This window comes from Butyricimonas sp. Marseille-P2440 (assembly GCF_900091675.1).
Taxonomy (GTDB): domain Bacteria; phylum Bacteroidota; class Bacteroidia; order Bacteroidales; family Marinifilaceae; genus Butyricimonas; species Butyricimonas synergistica.
Window position 1 is genome coordinate 174,365 of the sequence record NZ_LT594608.1, and the last position, 18,071, is coordinate 192,435.

Consider the following 18,071-nt stretch of genomic DNA (forward strand, 5'->3'; position numbering starts at 1 on the left):
GAAGTTATGAATCTACAACAACACAATATAAGCGACAACAATTTCGAGCAATGTATCAAATGTACCGTGTGTACAGTCTACTGCCCCGTGGCAGCCGTCAACCCGGATTACCCGGGTCCTAAACAGGCAGGACCGGACGGGGAACGCCTGCGCTTGAAGAAATTCAACTTCTATGACGAATCGCTGAAATATTGCATCAATTGCAAACGATGCGAGGTGGCATGCCCTTCCAACGTGAGGATCGGCGACATCATACAAGCCGCCCGCATTAAATATAGCGAGAAGAAACCGACATTACGTGATTTCATCCTAGCGAACACGGATTTAGTGGGGACACTATCCACCCCGTTCGCCCCGATCGTGAACACCACATTAGGTTTGAAACCCGTGAAGGCGATTCTTGATGGCGTCATGAAAATCGACCACCGCCGTACATTCCCGAAATATTCATTCGGGACGTTCGAGGGATGGTATAAAAAACAAGCCGCAAAACAAGCCGCCTATCCCAAGCAAGTAAGTTATTTCCACGGTTGCTACGCAAACTATAACAATCCACAACTGGGAAAAGATCTCGTGAAAGTGATGAACGCCCTCGGTTTTGGCGTACAATTGCTGGAAAAAGAGAAGTGTTGCGGGGTGGCATTAATTTCCAACGGCTTCATCAACCAAGCAAAAAAACAAGCCAAAACAAATATTGCTTCGATTCGAAAGTCCGTACTCGAAAAGAAGATTCCGGTAATAGCCACCTCGTCCACGTGCACGTTCACGATTCGGGATGAATATCCTCACCTTTTGGACGTGAAGAATGACGATGTAAGAGATCAGATCGAATTAGCAACACGTTACATTTATCGTCTATTTAGTCAACAAAGTGCAAAATTGAATTTCAAGAAGGGCGAGAAAAAAATCAAGGTGGCGTATCACACCCCCTGCCACATGGAAAAATTGGGCTGGTCTTATTACTCCATCGAGTTGCTGAAACTCATCCCGAACATTGAACTGACCGTACTAGACTCTCAATGTTGCGGAATAGCAGGCACTTACGGTTTCAAGAAAGAGAACTACAAGACATCACAAGACATCGGGGCTTCCCTGTTCAAACAGATAGAAAATTGCGATTTCGATGTGGTAGTCACCGATTGCGAAACCTGTAAATGGCAAATCGAAATGTCCACATCAAAACGATGCGAGCATCCTATATCAATATTAGCCAACGCCTTAGAATGACACGCGCGTCATCACTCTAAAGTGTAAAATGTTTTTATTACAAAAACAAGGAAAATAAAATAAAAAGGAAAACGTAATTTTATTGAAAATTATTTTGATTTAAAAATCAATATTCCTATTTTTGTTGTGAATTGAAAGATATTTATTACGAATAAGAAAGAAAACGTTTTCGAATTCATTCGATTCAAGGAAAAATAGAGGATCATAAAAACAAGAACAAATGGAGCAGAAAAATATTGCCATATTGAAATGTCCTTTTCCTGACTTCCGGATACTTTTAAAATCCAATATATACAAAAGTGTACTTGATTAATAATTATAAAAATAAAATCTAATAACATGTGGAATTTTTTGAAACCTGAGCCTCACAAGCCTTTACTTCCAAAAGAAGAAATCAACCACACGTACAATCGTCTACGGTGGCAAGTTTTCATCGGTATCTTTATAGGATACGCAGGTTACTACCTTGTTAGAAAGAACTTTGCCCTGGCAATGCCCTACTTGAACGAGATGGGCTTCGACAAAGGACTTTTGGGAGTGGCTATCTCGGCAAACGCCATCGCTTACGGTCTTTCCAAATTTCTTATGGGTGGAGTTTCCGACCGGAGTAGCGCTCGCAAATTCTTGCCTTTAGGATTAACTCTCTCGGCATTAGCAACCTTATTGTTAGGAACAAGCTTCGGTATCTCTTCTATCGTTTCCATGTTTATCCTGCAATTCCTGATCGGTTGGTTCCAAGGAATGGGCTGGCCTCCTTGCGGACGCGTGATGACACACTGGTTCTCCCATAACGAAAGAGGTACGAAAATGTCTATTTGGAACTGCGCCCACAACGTGGGAGGTGCGGCAATCGGTCCCATGGCTGCCATCGGGTTGACTTGGTTCGGTTCATGGCAAGCCGGAACATTCTGGTTTCCTGCCGTGGTGGCATTGATTATCGTTGTTATTGCTTACGCGCTTATTCGCGACACGCCACAATCTTGTGGTCTTCCCCCTATCGAGGAATATCGTAACGATTACCCCAAAAATTACAGTGCCAAATCAGAAGAAGAATTGACAGCTAAAGAGATTTTCTTCAAATACGTCCTAAACAACAGAATACTTTGGTTTATCGCCATCGCGAACGCATTCATTTATATGGTACGTTACGGGGTTCTCGACTGGGCTCCGACCTACCTGAAAGAAGCCAAAGGTTATGACATCAGAGAAATCGGCTGGGCTTATTTTTCATACGAGTTTGCAGCTATCCCGGGAACCATCATTTGCGGTTGGTTGAGTGACAAGGTATTCAAGGGTCGCCGGGCATTAACAACCATGATCTACATGGCTCTCGTAGCCTTGTTTGTAGTCGTGTACTGGCAGTTCAGCAAGACTCCGCTCATGGACAGTATCTGTCTGATTGCTATCGGATTCCTGATTTACGGACCGGTTATGTTGATCGGGGTTCACGCCTTGGATTTAGCTCCCAAGAAAGCTGCCGGGACTTCGGCAGGCCTGACGGGATTCTTCGGGTACTTCTTCGGTACTGCCTTATTAGCAAATATCGGTTTAGGATACATCGTGCAAAAGTGGGGATGGAACGGCAATTTCATTGCCCTGCTAATCGCGTGCGCACTATCGTTTATTTTCATCAGTTTTACTTACAAGGAAGAACAATATTTGGTTAAAAACAAAAAGTAACAAACATGAAAAAGAAACTTTTAACGAGTAGCGTTATCGTTCTGGTAATGCTATTCTTCACCCCTTGCATATCTGCACAAACCTATCGTCAGATCAAGGGATGGTCAAAAGAAGTCAATGACCGCATCGAAACTTTCTTGAATACGACCTTAACCATGAAGACCCGTAAAGTCGCCGTATTCGACGGGGATGGCACCGTGTTCGGACAAGTACCCCATTATCTGGCAGACGAAGCCTTATACCGTTATGCCGACAAAAACTACAAGGGCAAGAATGACAAAGTGTCCAAAGAGAAAATGGCAATTCTGAACCGGATGGTGAAGAATGGAGATAACGTGGGAAAAGTCTACGTGGAAGACCGTGCGCATTTCCTTGCCGGGATGACTCCCGAAGCCGTAGCTAATTTAGGATACGATTGCTACGTGGAATCCTACCAGGGGAAATTCTACCCGGAGATGAAACAGTTTCTTGCAAATTTGAAAGAATATGGTTTTGAAATTTGGATACTGACAGCTTCTCCCGAGTTTTTATACCAAAAATTTTTATCAGAGGAATTGGGAATCCCTGATGTGAATATTCTCGGGATGAAGTCTGTCGTAGTTGACGGAGTATTAACCAACGAAATCGTGCTCCCGATACCTCAAGACGACGGAAAAGCCAACGTTATTCCGACATTCATTAAAACCCGCCCGTTGGTAGTAGGTGGCAATAGCCGGGGCGACATGGATATGTTGAACCAGTCCTGTGGTCTGAAGATCGTAATTAACCCGGACGACAAGACGGTACGCGGCCCGGAAGACGGTCCGATGCACGGTGAAACAGTGAAATCGTACTGGGAAAAGGAAGGAGCTCTTATTGTCAGATGCAACGACGTGAGAAACCCGAAAGTACGTTTCCACACGGGCGAATGGGGAATCAGAGAGAATGTAAGCAACCCTAAAAACTAATTCTGAGAAGAATATTTATATTTTACATGAACTTAATTTAACATTGTTATGAAAAAAAGTTATTTATTAAACGTGTTAATCTTGTGTGGTGCTCTTCTAGTATGCACGTCTACATGGGCTAAAGCCGAAAACGACGGAACTTCTAAAGCAACAGGAGAAGCTACCCAAGCGAATGACGGAGAACTTACCCAAAAAGTAAATAAACTCCTTTCTTTATTACCTAAATTCTCCGGCTATATCCAAACAGGTTACAACTGGGGTGACAAGAATGGCGACAACAGATCATCTTTCCAGTTGAAACGTATGCGTTTGATTATTGACAAACAAGTTTCAAAGACATTCGATTTCCGCGCCCAATTGGAGTGCTTCTCCGGATCAACGGACGGAACCGCTTACGCCAAAAAAGTAATCACGGTTATGGATGCATATGTTAATGCACATATCACTTCTGCATTGCATTTCCGTGCCGGTCAATACTATTTGCCACTAGGTTTCGAGAACTATGACATTTCTCCCGCTACTTTGGAGACGGTCGATTTCTCAAACATTTGTTATCGTATGGTATGCCGCAATGCCGTGTCTACCCCGAATTTGATCGACTACGGTCGTGATCTCGGTATCATGGCTTACGGAGATTTCCTCCCGAGTAAAGACAAAAAATTCAACTATTTGAGCTATCAATTATCATTGACGAACGGTTATCTTCCGACGTTGAACGATGATAACAAGTCTAAAGACTTTGTAGGTCGTATCACCGTTCGCCCTATCGAGAAATTGCGTATTATTGGTTGCTATAACTGGGGTGAATACAAACAACTTAATGCAGGTACTGTAGTAGGAAATTATCAGGCTATGAACCGCATTATCACGGGTGCTTGGTATTATGACCCGAATGGTCTTGACATTCGTGCAGAATACGGTCACATCAAGAGTGATGATGCTAATGTTGACGAAGATGGTTTCTACGCTCTTGCAGCTTACAGATTCGGCAAATTCATCCCTGTAGTACGTTATGATATGTATCGTGACAAGGCTAACAAAACTTCCGCAAACAACAAAGACAACTATCTTATTGGATGTACTTACGAACTGATCAAGGATGTTAAATTCCAATTAAACTACATCATTTCCGACTACACCGACAAGGTAGACAAGGGAACAGGAAACAGCTTGCAAATCATGTGCTTGCTTAAATTCTAATTATAAAAAACTTTATTAATAACCTAAATATTTTTAGTATGAATAAGTTATTATTTGTAGTGGCACTACTTCTAATGGGTATCGCCGCAAGTGCACAACATCTAGGGAGCGAATATCGTTTGAAAAAAGTGATTCCCGTGGCAGGACGCCAAGGTATTGCTATCGATAGCAATTATTATTACGTATCGGACACGAAAGTTCTTTACAAATACGACAAGCAAGGTAACATCGTTGCAAAGAACGACCAACCATTCAGACATCCCGAAATTGCCAATCACTTCGGTGATATAGACATTTATAACGGAGAAATCTATTGCGGTATCGAGAAATTCGAATACGGACGCGGTTACAATATCGCCGTATCAATTTATGATGCAGAAACTTTACAATGGAAACGCGATCTTCCCTGGTCACCGGAATCAGGACAAGTAGAGGTATCCGGTCTTGCTGTTGACCGTGAGAAGAATATGGTTTGGATGTCTGACTGGGTGGATAGCCGCTATGTATATTGCTATAGCCTTGAAACAGGACAATACTACACGAAAATGCAATGCCGTCCTACACCGTACTGGTGTCAAGGTATTTTCATCGCTGATGGTAAAATGCTTTTCACTTCTGATGATGGTGAGTCTTTGTACAACATTCCTGACAACATCTACATTGCCGACATCACTGAAGTACACTTCACCGGTTTGCAAGATGGTACTGAAGTTGTAAAAGAAACTCCTTTCAGTGTGAAACTTGACAAAAACGGAAAACCTGTAATGCGTAAAGGTAAAATCGCTGCCGGTGCAAAAGCAGGAAGAGTTGAATTGTTCCGTGAAATGAGTGATTTCCGCCGTGCAGGTGAGATCGAAGGTCTTGCTATCGACCCGGTAAATGACGACTTAGTAGTATTGAACAACCGCGGTACCTTGATCGTTCTCGGTATGTCACAAGGTCCGTTCAAAGAAGAAGGTTACACCGGAGAAATTCACGAACTTTACATCTACGAAAAAGTAAAATAGTTTTCGGGGTTAATAATTTCAAACAACGGGGGACTGTCCGACACGCTCGGGCAGTCTTCTTTTTTAGGCCGTTCCTGTTTTCCTCTCTTTTTCGATATCAATTTCTGCCCTGTTCAGTTATCTTCTAAGAATTAATTATAATCATATCATATAGTTCAGTATTGTCAAATTTTATTTAATTCCAATTAATTTTCTATTTATATACCTTTATAATAGGAGATAAATGGGAGTTGAATGGGAGTTGAATAGGAGATGATATAAAGAAAGTACAAATTAAAATGTTCTAATATTACAATTAAATGACTTTCATCAACAACAATACCACTTTTCTTCCAACACATTTCACCCGCCTCTACTTAACAAGGGTACAAAAATATAAACACCGTATATCGGAATGAATACGACAAATATATAGATGATTCCTGCTGTTATTCTAGAACGGGTAACCGATAGCCAAATGGAATGCCAACCCGTTCCAGAATTTGGGAATATTATAATATCCATGTTTGTCCGGATTCTTGTAAGGAGTGTGCAGAGGTACCCCCAAATCCCCGCGAATGACGATAAAACCAATATCGTAACGCAAGCCGAAGCCGGTTCCCAAAGCGATCTCTTTTAGCAAACCGGACAGCTTGAATTCACCACCAGGACGTTTGGAATCATTTCTCAACAACCATACGTTGCCGGCATCCAAGAAAACCGCTCCATTCAAATCTCCCGCAATTTTAAAACGCAACTCTATATTTCCTTCCAGCTTAATATCTCCGGTCTGGTCGAGATACGCCGTTTTGTTATCACTTTTTTGATGATAACTTCCCGGTCCGATAGAACGAATTGTGAATGCCCGGATACTATTGGCACCCCCAATATAAAATTGCTCGCTATAAGGCATCACCTCCGAATTCCCGTAGGCATACCCTATTCCACCCATGAACCGGGTAGCGATCAAAGAATTTTCGGTTAATTTACGATAGACAATTACTTCGGAAGTCGCTTTCAAGAATTGAGAATAAGTGTTCCCAAATATCGTTTTCCCTTCCCCTTTGTGATTTCCTGAGAGATATTGTATAGCCGACAATATATTTCCCGCCGACATCAACATATTCTGCCAGTAGAAGCGGTTCGGGTTACGGGAAGTTGCCCCCCGGTCATACGTGTAAGTATAAGACATGGATGGAATAAACTGGTTCTTGAAACTCATTGCGATTGCCGGATTGTTCTCCATCGTTTCATCGAATTCCGAAGAAGTGCGCAACAAATGGGTATAACTGATTTTCAATGGAGTAACACTATGATACACCCGGTATGAAGATTGGAAATCATAACTCGTGGCTCCCGTGAACGAAATCATCCGGAAAAAAGTATGGCGATTCAGGAAATCGACTCCCACTTGAAAATGCGTGCGCTCGGTAAAATCCTTCGTGCTTTTCAAGAAATTAGGTACCAGCAGGCGTGGCAACGACAAAGCGACATTCACTCCTAATTCGTAGGAATTGATCAATCCGGATTTGGAATTCCCCTGCTTATCCCCGACTTCCCACTCGTAGGCGCCATTCAGCTTGAACGAAAGATTCTCGCCTCCCCGAAACAAATTCTTGTTGGTAATACTAAAAATCAATCCCGGTCCAAGTAAATTATTGGACTTCGAGGATACATCGAGTTCAATCTCTGTTTCTATCGGCAAATCATACACGGCGTTAATACCGAAATTCAATTTCCCGAACTCTTCCGTTTTAGCCGTATCCGTCCGGGTCACGTCCACGTTCGTGTATTTAAAGATTCCCAGACGTGCCAGACTTGTCTGTGTCCGGTTCTGCCGACGGAACGAATAAGTATTCCCGGGCAACAAGTGCATCGAGCGAGCCAAGACTTTCGGCTTAACTCCCAAGGGCTTCATGTATTTCACGTTGATTTCCTTGTAAGACAACGAATCGGGAGTTCCCGACTGGTCGGGTTCTTCCAGTACCAACTCCACTTTACCGATTTTATAGGGTTGCAAAGCGATAGCCGGAACCCCGTGTTTCAAGGCGACACGAATATCCGCCACCCGCTTCTCCCGCGTCGTATCGGCCAGAAACTCGATATAGTCCGATTGGAAATAATAATAACCGTTATTTCTCAGTAACTGGGTAATACGTGCCCGCTCATCTTCCATCGCGTAGACACTGTATTCTGTTCCTTTTATCAAAAGACAGCGTTGTTTCGTCCTTTGCAACAGGCTATCCATACGCCCCTTCCATCCCCAAAATGCAATATCCCCGAACATATAAGGCTTAGGGATATTCACGTGATAGCTGATCTTGGCTTTTTTCGGGTTACGCTTGTTCGGGATAATCTCGTAACTTGCTTCCACTCCGAAATATCCATAATCCTTGGCGGCATTATCCACCACTTTCAAGCGCAATTCGGGCTGCACGTCGGATATTAATACCGGTTTCTTTGCCAGCTTCTTGTACAACCAGTATTTAAGACCCTTTTCTTTCTTGATATTCCAATTATACACCCACAACCCGACAGGGAAAGGGGAACGCACGTAAGGGGCATACAAGGGATTATTCGGGGGATAGGACAAAGGGCTGGAAATAGCCGAACTCTGCGCTCCTTCCAGCTTCACGCCTTCTGCCGTTTCTATTTTCATCTTTTTTACCCCGGTGTACAAGACTTCGCCTTCCGCCAGTTTTTTGGTCTGCGAACACGATGCGCTCAATAGCAACAAAGCTGCAGCTACAAGTATATATATTCTATTTATCAGACTTTTCATACTCTGTTTGCTGTGTTTCTTTCGATTCCACCTTTGCTTTTTTCTTCCGCCGGAAAATATCACGGAACTTCTGGAAATTCTTCCGTAACACGACACCGATACCCGTTTGGGTTACTTCACCTTCCAACACGCTCTCGTATCCCGTGTGCCGGAATATCTTCAGAAAGAAATTCGGATTCTTCCCGAACAAATATTCGACGGCAATGTCATCCACCAAATTTTCCTCCACCCCACCTGCCGCTGGGTCGTTATCCGTGGAAATACGTCCCCCCACTTTCACCCGAACCCGGTTATTGAACAGACGTTTCGAGAATTGATAGGAATAATCCGTTTTCTTCGATTCGCCCGCTTCCGATACCTGATTGTAAGTATTGATGCCGAACGTCAAATCCATATTTTTCAGATGTTTTCTCGACCACTGGTTCAATTCCCGTTCCACGAAATTATTAATAGCGTTGTCGGAAGCATTTGATTTAGCCACCGTCCCCGGTCCCGAGTATGAACCGTAAATCATCATGTTCATGGCTTCCCGCGATCTTTCCTCCGGCGTCATTGCCGCCAACTGATTCTGTATCGTTATATCGCCTTCAGCGGCAAGGTCAAAAGTAATATCCGGCTTTTCCAACGTACTAGTGATACGTATGATTGCCTTGAAATTCACCAGACGTGACTTCTGGCTATCATCCGTCACGCTTGCCGAAATTGTTTCGGCAGCCATAATGTTCAACGTGGGATTCGCCAAATCACCCGTCCATTCCACGTAATTTCCGTCCTGTATCGTGAAATCCTTCTGCCCGATCACCGGAAGCCCATAAGACACGATTCCGCTCGTAAGCACATAACGTCCCACGAGGCGACTCTCTCCTACCGGACTAAGGGTGTAAGTCAGGCTTCCGCCCCCGTTGATAGAAACCCGGTTCTGCCCGTTCGCAGACAACAACACGTTAAGATTTACCAATGGAGCTATATTCACGGACATCAGCAAATCCAAACTCATCGTATGGATTTGTTTCAACTCGTCCTCTTCCGCCACTTCTGTGCTATCTCGGAAAGAAACGAAACGCACGAGATCAACACTCCGGTCGGTCACCGAGAGGGGCGAGGATTTCAACGTGTAGTACACCTCACTGTTATCCAACAAATTAATATTCCCTCGAATCTTCAAGTCGTCCAATATGCCTTTCAATGTTGCCGACACATCGACAAACAATTGCCCGTAAACCATCGTTTCCGTGTTCTCTTTGACCTTCATGGCTTGAAAATTACGAGCGGAAACAGAGGCATCCATTTTGATCGTCGAGAAAGAAGCGAAGTCAACATTCCCCTGTAATTCCAAACGCTGTTTATTCGGGGCTATCAACCCGAAATGATTAAATGCCAATAAATTATTCTGTACTTTAATGGCAGAGGTATCTATTTTAAAGGTCGTCCCTACCGGAAGTACTTCCACCTCCCCATCCCGGAAAGACAAGCTTCCGTTTATCAAGGGATTATTCATACTACCTTTGATCCGGAAAGCACCTACCATATTTCCTCCCAAGCGAATCATTCCCGGCGGTGTAAAGGCTCCCGCTAACCGTAGAGGAAGTTCCGGTATGCCAATATTCAAATCAATATTCTGGTCGTCCGCCCCGGTCATCACTTTTCCCTGAGTCAACAGTGCCTGTACCCCGTCCACGGACAAGGTGAAATCAACGTCGTGTTGTGTCTGTTGCGACAACTTGTACTGTATCCCCATATCCAGATTCCCGATTCGTTCTTGCTGGTAATTAAATTCATTGACCGTGATATTTCCCCCCACATCGATCACCTTATTTTTACTATGCATTTGCAGATCAATTCCCAACAACCCGGACATATCCGGGATAAAAGTCAACACTTTAGATATATGCCCGAGGTCTATTGCTTTTATATCCACGACGAGAGATTCAGGCTCTTGGTTAACTCCTTGTTCTGAAACCAACCGAATCCGCTTGTCCTCACTCAATAACAACAAGTTTGCAGCCGGAATCTCGCCTTGCTTTATCCGGATGAAGTTTCCCCGGTTTATTTGCCAAGGCACGTATCCCAACACGAGAGGATCGGGAGAAATGCTTACGCTAAAGGCACTATCTTGGAAAGCGATATTCGCCCCGATATTAAAAATTTCCCCGTCCTTATTTTCCCGTTCCCGCAGGCGTACATTTACTTGATCGTGTTCGGCAAACCCTTCTACAGTGAATTGCGACAAGACTTCCAACTGATCTTTTGCCCCGAACACATTCACGGCATAACGTAATGCCACCCCTTGCCCGTAAGCATCCATCAGTATGCTATCCATCACGAAGCCCTCAATATCCAAACCGTACACCCCGACATCCATTTTAAAAGGAGAGGCAGCCCCCGTTTCCAAATCAAGCCCGATACGCTTGAAACGCATCCCGTTATTTTTCAAATAACTATTCAATATATTCTTTTGGGCGGCAGTTATCGTCAATCGAAAATTCGGTAACAATTCATCCAATTGTTCCATGTTGAAATCACGCTTCGCCAACTGTTCGGACAACAACGCCCCCGCTTTGGCAAATTGGTCCGCCAGCAAGTAACCATTCCCCTCCCCGTTAAACTTTATACTTAAATCCCCAGCATCTACCCCCAAACGGGTACGACCGCGTTCTCCCGCGAATGATAGGTTCAAATCACCCAATTGCCTGGTTCCTGTATCTTTCAGAATAATATTTGAAAAGTCGACATTCAAGGAAGAAGTACTGTCCGCATTCAACACTCCCGTCAGATTCAATCCCAACGAGAAAGCCAAGTCTTCGGTCATAAAATGCAAACCTTTCAAATCCACGTTCCGGATATCACTTTCCAGCTTAGCTTTATACCCATCCTTTTCCGCAACAAGGTGGAATTTCATATCCATATCCAATTCCTTGTTGGCACTTCTCAATTCACCATTCAACGCCCTCTCCTTCATGGTAGCGTTTAGCGTAAGGTCCTTGTAATCATAACCGTTATACTGCAATACTGTCAATACCAAGTTCGCCTTAGCCGATGCAGTTTTCCAATCCAACCCTTTCCCCGAGGCAGAAAGGGTTGCCGTAACTTCCCCCAGCGAATCCTTTGGCATAAACTCATCCAAGGCAAATTCCCTCAACCGAACGACGGTATAATAAGAATCATCCTTCAATCCGTATCCGGCTATCACATTCAGGCTTCCTTCCCGGGGTTTTACTTCCACCTCGGCTCGTGCCGTCTGGTCTGCCATTTTCAAGTCGGCATTCATCGTCAGGTTATCCGGCACAACGAAACCAGCCTCCCCGCCACTCGCCAGGAAGGGTTCAAAGAAACGCCCGTTCCGCACGGTCAAGGTCATATGATAATCCGCAATCATCTGTTCCATATCCGTCACGGAAGAAACCTTTCCCTTACTTTCTAACAGGAAATCGTCCCCGGCACCCACGTTCAAATGGTTAATATTCAATTGATCGATCGCCCCGTCCAATAATCCGGCAAGAGAAAAAGTTTTATTTTGCAGAAATGCTTCTATCATCCCGTTCGTGTCTGGCATAAACAGCAGTATATCTTTACCGCCAACCGTTCCGTTCACCGATAATTGCAGCGGTGTAGTCATTCCGAAATCCGTAAGCCCGCTACCCGCCTGCAAGTTCATTTTTATTTGGCTGTAAGCCGTTTTCAAAGACAAGTCGGAAACTTTGGATTTATCGCTTCCCACATTTACCCGACAAGACAAATTACGCAAATCGAGCCCGTTTCCCTCTTTCACCCGTAACCGCTGCACGATAGCGGCAATCTCCGTTCCCCGGTTAAACACGCTATCCACCTGTAAAGAAAGTGCCGACAACCGTATGGCTTCCGGGAATCTTTCTTCGGAAACCATCATGCCACGGGGTTTCATCAAAAAACGACAATCAGCCAATTCCACGCTTCCCGCGTATACATCCCACGGGACACTCGACATGGTATCTTGAATGACCTCTCCCTCCGTCGACGTGCTATCACTCTCCGTCAACAATTCACAATATCCCCGTGTCAATCGTATCGAATCCAAGTTAACCGTCTGTTCCCCGAGTTGTATCTCCGCCCCTCTCAAACGTCCCTCACCTATGCCCACCCGCATTTGCCCCATGGGCAATCCATTCATCACGTAATCAATGCTATCCAGTACGACTTCACCTACTTTAAATTTCCAACGTACCGGTTCCCCCGCCTCCGTCGTGTCCGGTTGGCTCTCTCCCAAGTGCATGGCAACAATCCCTCCCCGCAAAGAAACCATAGGTATATCAGCTTCTTGCTTCGCCAGATTCAACCGATCCACCCGAAGGTTCAGTTCATGAACAGCAACTTTCATCTTCATGCCCGAAAGGGAATCCCCGAAATTCAAAGCTGCATTTTCTACCACAAGGCGCCGCACCTCAATCTCTTTCTTTAGTAATTTCGCTAAAGTTACATTTACTTGAATCAAGTCGGCACTCAACATAGTATCCTGTTCCGTTTTCCCAAAATAAATCTTCTCTACCGCCAAATCGAGGGGAAATTTCAATAAGACTCTCCCCACGGATAGCTTCATCCCCATGTTGCGCTCCACGTATTGCTCCGCCTTCCCCTTCACAAAATTCTGTATCCCGGGAATATACAGGAGAACCATCACAAGCACAACCAGAGCCAAAAGCCCCAGCATTACCCTAAGTATATATTTAAAAATCTTGTGCAAACTCTTCATTATATCTTCATTTCGGAGATTGTAAACCAACTACAAAACTACAATTATTTCTTTAAATCCCACGAGCTATAAGGAAAACTCCTCACCCACCCTTCCCTCACCACTCCCTTAAAATGGAATGCTGATTTTACGGCTGAAACTCGCCCCGTGTTACGAAAAGCAGAGCAAAAACGGTTCAAATAGAAGCCGTTTTGAAGATTAATCCGGAAGTGTTTTTTTCTCCATTTTTTTTCGTAATTTCGCAGCTTGGGTAGGTGGGATTCTATTTTGGTTGAAACCTATCATTTACAAACATAAATTATTACTTATGTCACTAAAAAGAAATGTTCTTGATTTAAGAAAGAGAAAAGAGATTGTTCTTCAAGGTGGTGGCGAAGAGGCTATTAAGAAGCAAGCTGCAATGGGAAAATTGACAGCCCGGGAGCGTATCGAAGCAATTCTCGACAAAGATTCTTTCCATGAATACGACATGTTCGTTGAGCATCAGTCAAAAGATTTTGACATGGATAAAAAGGTTCTGCATGGTGACGGTGTTATCATCGGAACTGGAACTATTTACGGAGAACCCGTGTGTATCTACGCACAAGACTTCACCGTTGCCGGTGGTTCTTTAGGATTGATGCATGCGCGTAAGATCACCAAGATCATGGATCACGCCTTGAAAATGCGGGTGCCTCTGATCGGGATCAACGACTCGGGTGGTGCACGTATCCAAGAAGGTGTTGACTCTCTGGCAGGATACGGGGAAATTTTCTTCCGTAACACACAAGCATCCGGGGTTATTCCTCAATTATCCGTCATCTTGGGTCCTTGTGCGGGAGGTGCAGTTTATTCACCCGCCTTAACCGACTTCGTGTTCGTGGTGGACAATATCTCTAAAATGTTTATCACGGGACCGGAAGTGGTAAAAACCGTTCTCGGTGAAGTGGTGACCATGGAGGAACTCGGGGGAGCAAGAGTACATAGTGAAATCAGCGGCAACGCGCACTTCTTCGCTCACTCGGAATATGAATGTTTCGAGCAGATCAAAAAATTGCTGACGTTCATCCCGTGGAGCAATCAGGCAAAGGCCAAACCATTCCCATCCAAACCGCCAAGACCGGAATACAAGATCGAGAAGATTATTCCTTCCGATCCGACACAACCTTACGACGTGAGAGATATTATCCGTGCCGTAGCCGACGATTCGGACTTTTTGGAAATACAACAGGAATTTGCAAAGAATATCGTGGTCGGATTCGGACGTATCGACGGAGAAACCATCGGGTTCGTGGCAAACCAACCTTCCGTGTTAGCCGGAGTATTGGATTGCGATTCTTCGGATAAAGCCGGACGTTTCATCCGTTTCTGCGATGCCTTCAATATCCCGATCGTGACCTTCGAGGATATGCCGGGTTACTTGCCGGGAGTAGAGCAAGAGCACATGGGCGTTATCCGTCACGGGGCAAAAGTACTTTACGCGTACAGCGAGGCTACCGTACCGAAAATCACGGTTATCTTGAGAAAAGCATACGGAGGTGGTTATATCGCCATGAACTCCCGTCACTTGAAAGCAGACTTCATGTTCGCGTGGCCGACAGCAGAGATCGCCGTAATGGGTCCGGAAGGAGCCGCCAATATTATCTTCAAGAAAGAGATTATGGCTGCCGAAAACCCGGAAGAAATGCGGAAAATCAAAGTTGCCGAATATCGTGAGAAATTCGCAAATCCTTACGTGGCAGCATCCAAAGGGTATATCGATTCTGTCATCGAACCCGAGGAAACCCGGAAAATTTTGAAACACTCTATCGAGGTATCCAGCAACAAGTCGGTATTAACACCGGCAAAGAAACATGGTATTCCTCCATTTTAATCTTAAATTATACCACGATGAGTACACCAAAATATGACTTGTTAGAAATTGACGGATTGCAGTACAAAACCCAATTCACGGAGAAATTTATCAACCGGAAGAAATGGGAAAAACCAGATCCTGGAATCGTCACCACGCACATACCCGGTTCAATTATCGAAATGTACGTGAAAGAAGGTCAAGAAGTTAAAGCCGGAGACCTGTTATGCCTCCTGGAAGCCATGAAAATGCACAACAAGATCTTGGCTCCCATAAGCGGTAGCATCGCCAAAGTTCACGTGAACAAAGGCGACAAACTCCCGAAAGACGCTTTAATGTTTGAAATTAAATAAACCTCAAAGGCTGCCCCTTCGGCAGCCTTTGCTTACTAAACGAATATGAGTTTTTTCAAAGCTTTAAACATTGTCAAGACATACGCTAACCACAAAGCATTGGACGATGTTTCCATCAATATCCCGGAAGGTTCTATCTATGGCTTGTTAGGTCCGAACGGTGCCGGTAAAACTTCATTGATCCGTATCATCAATCAAATCACAGCTCCCGATTCGGGTGAAATCTTCTTCCGAAACGAACACTTGAAACCGACCGACGTAAATCGTATCGGGTATCTTCCAGAGGAACGAGGACTCTATAAAAAGATGAAAGTCGGGGAACAAGCCGTCTATCTCGCGCGATTGAAAGGCATCAGCAAGAGCGAAGCCGTCACCCGGCTGAAAATGTGGTTCGAGAAATTCGGCATCGAGACATGGTGGGACAAAAAGGTTGAAGAACTTTCCAAGGGCATGGCTCAAAAAGTACAGTTCATCACGACCGTGTTGCACGAGCCGGAATTACTTATATTCGATGAACCTTTTAGCGGTTTCGACCCGATTAACGTGGAATTATTAAAGAAAGAGATACTGGAACTTCGCAAAAAAGGGACAACTATCATTTTCTCGACCCACAACATGGGGTCCGTCGAAGAGATTTGCAGCCACATCACCCTAATCAACAAATCGCGTAAAATTATCGAGGGACCGATCAACCAAATCCGGGAGAAATATGCCAACAATACGTATCAACTAAGTTGCCGTTACAACCCGGGATTCGACCCGGGGACAATTGTCGGAAACGAATTCGAGATAGTATCCCAGCGTGTCGAAGGCGAACGCCAAGATATTATTTTACGACAAAACTCGTACTGCTCGACAAACACTCTTCTATCCAGAGTTTTACCCCAAGCGGATATTATCTCATACCAAAAGATTATCCCCAGCATGAACGACATTTTCATCAAACTCGTAAAGGAACAATTATCATGAACAAGATATTCATCATCATAAGCCGGGAATTTTCCACCAGAGTACGCAAGAAAACATTCTTGGTGGTTACTATTTTTGTTCCGATCCTATTTGCCCTATTCTATGCATTCCTAATGTGGATGCTATTACGCGATGACACACAGCAAAGAACCATCGCGGTGATCAACGAATCGCCCCTTGAAACACCGTTTCAAAAAATCAACAATACAACCTTCCAATATCTCGATCAAAATATACCGGAAAGCGACTATGCCGAGTTCCTGAAAAAAAACGATTATTACGCCATCACCCGAATTCCGGCAAATGTAATGACCTGCGCGGAAATTCCCGTGTTCTCAACATCACAGGTACCCATGGAATTAAAGAACGAATTAGCCGCTCAATTGTGCCAATATATAGAAAATGTCAAACGTGCCGAAGTGATAGCCAAAAGTCAGGTTCCCAATCTCGAGGAAGAACTGGCAGCCGCAAAAACACCCGTACTCGTTAGAACACTATTAATCACGGACAAGGGGGACACAAAGGAAGGTTCATCCGAGATCACTTCCATCATCGGGCTAGTCGCCGGCATGATCATCTATTTCTTTATTTTCATGTACGCCTCGCAAGTCATGAAAGGCGTGATCGAGGAGAAGACAAACCGGATTATAGAGGTACTCATCTCTTCCGTGAAACCGTTCCAGTTCCTTCTGGGTAAAATCATCGGCGTCGCTGCCGTGGGACTCGTACAATTCCTGATATGGATTGTACTCGGGGGGATTATCATGATCGCCTTTCAAGCCTTGTTTATGCCCAACCTCGATTTGGAAGCCTTGAAAAACGCCAGCGATCTCTCGATGTTCGCCCAAGACTCGGCAATAAATACCAAACAACTGGAAGTGATACAGAATCTGGCAAAGACCATTGATCCCATGTTTATCATGAAATTCCTGGCTGCATTCCTTTTCTATTTCATCGGAGGGTATCTACTTTACGCCTCCCTCTTTGCCGCCATTGGCGCTGCCGTGGATAACGAAACCGATTCCCAGCAATTCATGACTCCGCTTTCGATTATATTAGTCGTTGCCCTTTACATCGGTATTGCTGCCATGAAAAATCCCGAATCACCCATGGTATTCTGGAGTTCACTCATCCCGTTTACCTCGTCGGTCGTGATGCTCGTGCGTATCCCGTTCGGGGTGCCGGCATGGGAAATCATAACTTCGATGACATTGCTAATTGCCTCGTTCTTGTTCTTCACTTGGTTATCCGGCAAGATTTACCGGGTGGGAATTCTCATGTACGGGAAGAAAGTCACCTGGAAAGAACTTTACAAATGGCTTAGATACAAGGCATAAAAAAAGCGGCTTTCGCCGCTTTTTTTATCTCTA

At 44.5% G+C, this 18,071-nt stretch carries 11 protein-coding genes; 9 read left to right on the forward strand and 2 right to left on the reverse strand.

Annotated elements, in window-relative coordinates; translation table 11 throughout:
- Positions 1-6 precede the first annotated feature (6 nt).
- The 5 genes from glpC (at position 7) to BN8899_RS04455 (ending at position 6,061) form a co-directional block, all read left to right on the forward strand.
- Positions 7-1,227, forward strand: coding sequence for an anaerobic glycerol-3-phosphate dehydrogenase subunit GlpC (glpC, locus tag BN8899_RS04430; protein WP_065218483.1), 1,221 nt, complete (start codon positions 7-9; stop codon positions 1,225-1,227).
- 339 nt (positions 1,228-1,566) lie between these two features.
- Positions 1,567-2,907: a glycerol-3-phosphate transporter gene (gene glpT / locus BN8899_RS04440; RefSeq protein ID WP_018339698.1), complete on the forward strand. Its 1,341-nt coding sequence runs from the start codon at positions 1,567-1,569 to the stop codon at positions 2,905-2,907.
- A gap of 5 nt (positions 2,908-2,912) precedes the next feature.
- Positions 2,913-3,854 (forward strand): HAD family hydrolase, encoded by a 942-nt coding sequence (locus BN8899_RS04445; RefSeq protein ID WP_018339697.1) that lies wholly within the window; start codon positions 2,913-2,915, stop codon positions 3,852-3,854.
- Positions 3,855-3,902: 48 nt separating this feature from the next.
- Positions 3,903-5,054, forward strand: coding sequence for a porin (locus tag BN8899_RS04450; RefSeq protein ID WP_065218484.1), 1,152 nt, complete (start codon positions 3,903-3,905; stop codon positions 5,052-5,054).
- Between the two features lie 38 nt (positions 5,055-5,092).
- The gene (locus BN8899_RS04455; protein WP_065218485.1) at positions 5,093-6,061 is read left to right on the forward strand and encodes a hypothetical protein; all 969 of its coding nucleotides are present in this window, start codon (positions 5,093-5,095) and stop codon (positions 6,059-6,061) included.
- A 433-nt stretch (positions 6,062-6,494) separates the two neighbouring features.
- On the opposite strand, the gene BN8899_RS04460 is transcribed toward BN8899_RS04455, so the two are convergent.
- Both BN8899_RS04460 and BN8899_RS04465 read right to left on the reverse strand, forming a co-directional pair.
- Positions 6,495-8,822 (reverse strand): translocation and assembly module lipoprotein TamL, encoded by a 2,328-nt coding sequence (locus tag BN8899_RS04460; protein ID WP_065218486.1) that lies wholly within the window; start codon positions 8,820-8,822, stop codon positions 6,495-6,497.
- The gene (locus tag BN8899_RS04465; RefSeq protein ID WP_065218487.1) at positions 8,803-13,548 is read right to left on the reverse strand and encodes a translocation/assembly module TamB domain-containing protein; all 4,746 of its coding nucleotides are present in this window, start codon (positions 13,546-13,548) and stop codon (positions 8,803-8,805) included. The genes BN8899_RS04460 and BN8899_RS04465 overlap by 20 nt, the downstream gene beginning before the upstream one ends.
- A gap of 307 nt (positions 13,549-13,855) precedes the next feature.
- Here BN8899_RS04465 and BN8899_RS04470 point away from each other — a divergent pair, with 307 nt between their 5' ends.
- Genes BN8899_RS04470 through BN8899_RS04485 form a run of 4 tightly spaced genes read left to right on the forward strand, consistent with a single transcriptional unit; the run spans position 13,856 to position 18,038 of the window.
- Positions 13,856-15,400, forward strand: coding sequence for an acyl-CoA carboxylase subunit beta (locus BN8899_RS04470; protein ID WP_018339692.1), 1,545 nt, complete (start codon positions 13,856-13,858; stop codon positions 15,398-15,400).
- A 17-nt stretch (positions 15,401-15,417) separates the two neighbouring features.
- Positions 15,418-15,732: an acyl-CoA carboxylase biotin carboxyl carrier protein subunit gene (locus tag BN8899_RS04475; RefSeq protein WP_065218488.1), complete on the forward strand. Its 315-nt coding sequence runs from the start codon at positions 15,418-15,420 to the stop codon at positions 15,730-15,732.
- 45 nt (positions 15,733-15,777) lie between these two features.
- On the forward strand, positions 15,778-16,701 hold the full coding sequence (locus BN8899_RS04480) for an ABC transporter ATP-binding protein (protein WP_065218489.1): 924 nt from the start codon (positions 15,778-15,780) through the stop codon (positions 16,699-16,701).
- Positions 16,698-18,038: an ABC transporter permease gene (locus tag BN8899_RS04485; protein ID WP_065218490.1), complete on the forward strand. Its 1,341-nt coding sequence runs from the start codon at positions 16,698-16,700 to the stop codon at positions 18,036-18,038. The genes BN8899_RS04480 and BN8899_RS04485 overlap by 4 nt, the downstream gene beginning before the upstream one ends.
- Positions 18,039-18,071: the final 33 nt, after the last annotated feature.